The organism is Kitasatospora sp. NPDC004240 (assembly GCF_053603215.1).
The window spans coordinates 1-5048 of record NZ_JBSGFD010000352.1; the positions used below are offsets into that span (position 1 = coordinate 1).

Here is a 5048-nt window from a genome sequence, read left to right on the forward strand (position 1 = left end):
GCTGTCTGTGCGCCGCCAGGGACTCGAACCCCGGACCCGCTGATTAAGAGTCAGCTGCTCTAACCAACTGAGCTAGCGGCGCCTGCTGACGTGGAGAACATTACCTGGTCAGCGGCCGAAACTCACAATCGGTTCCCGACGGGCCCCGGACCGCGCCGACGGCCCGGAGGCCTCCGCCCCGGGCCGTCCCCGCCGGCGCCGCACCGGGCTCACGGCACGAGCACCACCTTGCCCCGGACGTGCCCGGTCTCGACCAGCCGGTGGGCGTCCGCCGCCCGCTCCAGCGGGAACGCCCCGGCCACCTCCAGCCGCAGCCGCCCGGCCTCCCAGAGCTCCACCAGCTCCCCCAGCCGGGCCGCCGTACGGTCGCTGCGCAGCCAGCGCGCGCCCACCCGCTCGGCGGCGGCCGGGTCCACGATGGTGCCGATCCGGCGGGGGTCGGCGACCAGCAGGGCGGAGGCCTCCACCGCGCCGCGCCCGGCGGCGTCCAGTGCGGCGTCCACGCCCTGCGGCGCCAACGCGCGCACCCGTTCGACCAGCCCCTCCCCGTACAGGACCGGGACGGCGCCGAGCTCGCGCAGGTAGTCGTGGTTGCGCTCGCTCGCGGTGCCGATGACGGTGGCGCCCCAGGCCCGGGCCAATTGGACGGCCACCGTGCCGACGCCGCCGGAGGCGCCGTGGACCAGGACGGTCTCGCCGCGGCGGACCTCCAGCGCGGTGAGCGCGGTGTGCGCGGTCTGACCGGAGGCCGAGAGCGAGCCGGCCTGCTCCCAGGGCATGCCGGCGGGCTTGGCGACCAGCTGGGAGCTGTCCACGGTGACGTACTCGGCGTGGCTGCCGAGCAGCCGGAAGCCCAGGACCTCGTCCCCGACCTCCCAGCCGAAGCTGCCGGGCCCGAGCTGGTCGACCACGCCGGCGAACTCGTTGCCCGGGATGACCGGCGGCTCGACCGTGGCGCCGGGCGGGGTCCAGCCGCCCCGGACGGCGAGGTCGGCGGGCTGGAGCCCGGCCGCGCGCACCCGGACCCGCACCTGCCCCTGGCCGGCGACGGGCGTGGCCACCTCGGTGACCCGCAGCACCTCGGGTCCGCCGAACTCGGGGACGGTGACTGCCTTCATGGGGGACTCTCCTCTGATCGGTGCGCGGACGGCCGGTGCGCGGACGGCCGGTGCGTGGATGAGCGGTGCGCGGACCTCCGGGGGCGGTCCCCGGCGGCCGGTTCCGGCTGGTCGGCCGGAGCTCCCACGATCATCGAACTTGAAGCGGACTTGAGGTCAAGTCCGGCGCGCCGAGACCTGATCAGCGCATTGTCCGATCTATCCTGGCGGCGACCCCGACCTGTAGTTTCGTCGAGAGGACCCTCCCGGTGGGCCAGCTGCCCCTGCTCTTCCTGGTGCTGCTCGCCTCGGTGATCACCATGCCGCTCGCCCGTCGCTCGGGCGTGCCGCAGCCGGTGCTGATGACCGTGCTCGGCATCGTCATGGCGCTGCTGCCGCAGATCCCGGACATCCAGCTCGACCCGGACCTCATCCTCCCGCTGGTCCTCCCGCCGCTGATCTTCGCGGTCGCCCGGCGCTCGGCCGTGCGCTACTTCAAGGCCAACGTCCGCTCCATCCTGCTGCTCGCCGTCGCCCTGGTGGTGGTCACCACGCTGGCCGTGGCCGGCACCGTGCACTGGCTGGTGCCCGCGCTGCCGGTCGCCGCGGCCGTCGCGGTCGGCGCGCTGGTCTCCCCGCCCGACCCGGTCGCCGCGGTCGCGGTGGCCGGCAGCGTCGGGCTGCCGCGCCGGCTGGTCGCCATCCTGGAGAGCGAGGGCCTGTTCAACGACGTCACCGCGATCGTCATCTACTCGCTCGCCATCGAGGCCGTGGTGACCGGCGACTTCTCGGCCGGCAACGCGGCGCTGCGCTTCGTGCTCTCCGCCGTCCTCGCCGTCGCCGTCGGCGTGGCGCTCGGCTGGCTCAACGCCAAACTCGCCTCCCTGCTGGACGACCCCACCCAGCAGGTGGCGCTCAACCTGCTGGTGCCGTTCGCGGCCTACACGCTCGCCGAGGAGATCCACGGCTCCGGGGTGCTCGCCGTGGTGATCTGCGCGCTCTACCTGGCCGAGCGGGCCGCCCACGCCGACGACGTCGCCTACCGGCTGGTCGGCAACGCCTTCTGGGAGATCGTCGAGATCCTGATCACCGGTGTCGCCTTCGGCCTGATCGGCCTGGAGCTCGCCACCGTCCTCAGGGAGGCCGGCTCCGGCTGGACCAGCTTCATCGGTGACGCCGCCGTGGTCATCGCGGTGGTGGTCGCCGTCCGGCTGCTCTGGCTGCTGCCGGCCGGCTGGCTCTCCCAGCGACTGAGGTCCGGGGCCGAGGAGGACACCCCGATCAGCTGGCAGGAGAGCGTGGTCCTCTGGTGGTCCGGGATGCGCGGGGTCGCCACCGTCGCCCTGGCCCTGGCCGTGCCGCTCACCCTGGACTCCGGCGCGCACTTCCCCGAGCGCGGCCGGCTGGTCTTCGTCGCCTTCTCGGTGGTGCTCTTCACCCTGCTCGTCCAGGGCCTGAGCCTGCCGTGGCTGGCCAAACGGCTGCACCTGGACCTCGACCAGGACAAGCACGAGCAGGCCGTCCGGCTGCTGTGGTGGCGCGCGGCCAAGGCCGGGCTGAAGCGGCTGGGCGAACTGGAGGAGCAGGACAAGCTGCCCGCCGAGGTCGCCGACCGGCTGCGGGACCGTCAGCACGACCGCCTCGCCCGGCTCTGCCCCGAGAACTACGCCGAGGAGGAGGCCGCCGAGGCGAAACTGAGGCTCGGCCAGTGGCGGGCCGCGTACCTGGTCGAGCAGGAGATGATCGCCGCCTCCCGCCGCGAGATGCTGATCGCCCGCAGCGAGGCCGGCGCCGACCCGGAACTCGTCGACCAGGTGCTGCGCGGGCTCGACCTGCGCTCGGAACGGAAGTGACGGTGGTGCGACGGTCCGGGCCGGGGTGATGCGGTGACCGCGGCCGGGGTGATGCCGGTGACCCTCCCGGACGGGCCGCGGTGACCGGCCGGGGCCCGGGGGATGGCCGCCCGGCAGCGGTGCGGTGACCGGCCGGTCCACCGAGGTGACGCCTCCTCGGGGCTGAGCCCCGCCGCCCCGGACAGGGCTTAGGCTGGCACCCGGGGCCGACACGCCCCGAGGCAGGCCGTCAACGGAGTCGGCGCACCACCAGTACCCGCACGACCTCGCGAACCCTCCCGCCTGGCCCTGCCGGTATCTGCACCCGGATCAGAACGAGGAGCACCCGATGTCGGAGACCCCTGCCGACGCCCGTACACCGCTGGACCGCACCCCCCAGTGGGCCGCACTGGCCAAGCACCGGGCGGAGCTGGGCGAGACGCACCTGCGCGAGCTGTTCGCCGCCGACCCCGAGCGCGGCCGCCGCCTCACCCTCCAGGTCGGCGACCTGCACGTCGACTACGCCAAGCAGCTGGTCACGGACGAGACCCTGACCCTGCTGCGCGAGCTCGCCGAGGCCACCGGCGTCGCCGCCCTGCGCGACGCGATGTTCCGCGGCGAGAAGATCAACAACACCGAGCAGCGGGCCGTGCTGCACACCGCCCTGCGCGCCCCCCGGGACGCGGTCGTCGAGGTGGACGGCGAGAACGTGGTGCCCGGCGTGCACGCGGTGCTGGACAAGATGGCCGGCTTCGCCGACCGGGTCCGCGGCGGGGAGTGGCGCGGCCACACCGGCAAGCGGATCCGGACCGTCGTCAACATCGGCATCGGTGGCTCCGACCTCGGCCCCGCCATGGCGTACGAGGTGCTGCGCTCGTACGCCGCGCGCGACCTCGACGTCCGCTTCGTCTCCAACGTGGACGGCGCCGACCTGCACGAGGCCGTCCGCGACCTGGACGCCGCCGAGACGCTGTTCATCGTCGCGTCCAAGACCTTCACCACCATCGAGACCATCACCAACGCGGTCTCGGCCCGGAACTGGCTGCTCACCGAGCTGCGCGCGGACACCGACGCGGTCGCCAAGCACTTCGTCGCGCTCTCCACCAACGCCGAGGGCGTCGCCGACTTCGGCATCGACACCGCCAACATGTTCGAGTTCTGGGACTGGGTCGGCGGCCGCTACTCCTACGACTCGGCGATCGGCCTCTCGCTGATGATCGCCATCGGCCCGGACGCCTTCCGCGAGATGCTGGACGGCTTCCACCTGGTCGACGAGCACTTCCGCACCGCGCCGCCGGAGGAGAACGTCCCGCTGCTGCTCGGCCTGCTCGGGGTCTGGTACGGCGCCTTCTTCGACGCCCAGGCGCACGCGGTGCTGCCGTACTCGCACTACCTGTCGAAGTTCACGGCCTACCTGCAGCAGCTGGACATGGAGTCCAACGGCAAGTCGGTCGACCGCGCGGGCAACCCGGTCACCTGGCAGACCGGCCCGGTGGTCTGGGGCACCCCCGGCACCAACGGCCAGCACGCGTACTACCAGCTGCTCCACCAGGGCACCAAGCTGATCCCGGCGGACTTCATCGGCTTCGCCGAGCCGGTCGCCGACCTGCTGCCCGGTCTGGCCGCGCAGCACGACCTGCTGCTCGCCAACTTCTTCGCGCAGACCCAGGCGCTCGCCTTCGGCAAGACCCCGGAGGAGGTCGCGGCGGAGGGCGTGCCGGCCGAGCTGGTGCCGCACAAGACCTTCCGCGGCAACCACCCGACCACCACCATCCTGGCCGCCGGGCTCACCCCGTCGGTGCTCGGCCAGCTGGTCGCGCTGTACGAGCACAAGGTGTTCGTGCAGGGCGCGATCTGGAACATCGACTCCTTCGACCAGTGGGGCGTGGAGCTCGGCAAGGTCCTGGCCAAGCGGATCGAGCCGGTGCTGCTGACCGGTGAGGGGGCCGAGGCGCTGGACAGCTCCACCGCCGAGCTGGTCGCCCGCTACCGCTCGCTGCGCGGGCGCTGAGACCCGGTGCGGCCGGGTCGTCCGCCGCTGGCCCTGCCCAACCTGGCCTGGCTCGGCTTCGGGCTGGGTCTCGGTGCCGAATGGCACGGCCACCTCAACGGCGCGATC

Annotated in this window: 3 protein-coding genes and 1 tRNA gene; 2 read left to right on the forward strand and 2 right to left on the reverse strand. The window is 73.2% G+C overall.

Annotation, left to right across the window (positions count from 1 at the left end):
• Nucleotides 1-8: 8 nt before the first annotated feature.
• Both ACWEQL_RS40945 and ACWEQL_RS40950 read right to left on the reverse strand, forming a co-directional pair.
• Nucleotides 9-82, reverse strand: a tRNA-Lys gene (locus tag ACWEQL_RS40945).
• A gap of 127 nt (nucleotides 83-209) precedes the next feature.
• Entirely contained in the window at nucleotides 210-1118 is a 909-nt protein-coding gene (locus ACWEQL_RS40950; RefSeq protein WP_452156476.1) for an NADP-dependent oxidoreductase, read from the reverse strand.
• Between the two features lie 248 nt (nucleotides 1119-1366).
• Between ACWEQL_RS40950 and ACWEQL_RS40955 the strand changes: the two genes are divergently transcribed.
• Both ACWEQL_RS40955 and pgi read left to right on the forward strand, forming a co-directional pair.
• On the forward strand, nucleotides 1367-2950 hold the full coding sequence (locus ACWEQL_RS40955) for a Na+/H+ antiporter (RefSeq protein WP_452156478.1): 1584 nt from the start codon (nucleotides 1367-1369) through the stop codon (nucleotides 2948-2950).
• 328 nt (nucleotides 2951-3278) lie between these two features.
• Nucleotides 3279-4940 (forward strand): glucose-6-phosphate isomerase, encoded by a 1662-nt coding sequence (gene pgi / locus ACWEQL_RS40960; protein WP_452156480.1) that lies wholly within the window; start codon nucleotides 3279-3281, stop codon nucleotides 4938-4940.
• Nucleotides 4941-5048: the final 108 nt, after the last annotated feature.